1 protein-coding gene is annotated in these 756 nt (G+C 67.5%); it reads left to right on the top strand.

Features of this window, described 5'->3' with window-relative positions; translation table 11 throughout:
* Nucleotides 1–126 precede the first annotated feature (126 nt).
* On the top strand, nucleotides 127–756 hold a 630-nt coding region (locus tag DXB53_RS10160), incomplete at its 3' end, for a transposase (RefSeq protein WP_233503865.1).

Here is a 756-nt window from a genome sequence, read left to right as displayed (position 1 = left end):
AGACGATATGAGCAGGACATAAAACATTGAGAGCCCCTGCTGCATGAAAGACCGCGGATTAGGCCGACAATGGTGAGTGTCTAATTCAGCCGCGGCGGCCACGCCGCATTCATGGAAGGGGCTCCCATGCTCGATACTACCACCTTCGTCGGCCTCGACGTCCACGCCCGCTCGATAAAGGCCGTCTCCCTCGACGTCATGACCGGGGAGGTGCGCTGCGCGACCTTCGGCTACGACGCCGGCGCCGTCGCGGAGTGGGTCCGCTCCGTGGACCCCGGGGCCAGGTGCGTGTACGAGTCCGGGGTCACGGGCTTCGACCTGCAGAAGAGGCTCTCCGGCCTGGGGGTCGGCTGCGTGGTCGGCGCCGTCTCGAAGATGATCAAGCCCAGCGCGGACAGGCGCAGGAAGAACGACCGCAACGACGCCGAGTTCCTCGCCCGCATGCTGTCGGTCGGCAACGTGGTCGAGGTGTGGGTCCCCGACGACGAGTGCGAGGCCGCCCGCGACCTGACCAGGGCGCTCGAGGACGCGAGGGACGACCTCTCGCGCTCGAAGCAGCGGCTCTCCAAGTTCCTGCTCAGGCACGGGCTCGTCTTCGACGAGAGGACGCCCACCGGCCGCAGGAAGGGCAACTGGACCCGGGCGCACTGGTCCTGGATCGAGTCGATTAGGTTCGCGGAGGGGGCCGACGAGGAGGTGCTCGCCTACTACGTCGACGCGGTCAGGCGGGCGGCGGAGGAGAAGGCGAGGCTCGAG

Source organism: Collinsella sp. OM04-5, assembly GCF_003439125.1.
In the GTDB taxonomy this organism is placed as follows: domain Bacteria; phylum Actinomycetota; class Coriobacteriia; order Coriobacteriales; family Coriobacteriaceae; genus Collinsella.
Note: the sequence above shows the minus strand (reverse complement) of the source record. Positions and strands in the feature narration are given on the sequence as shown.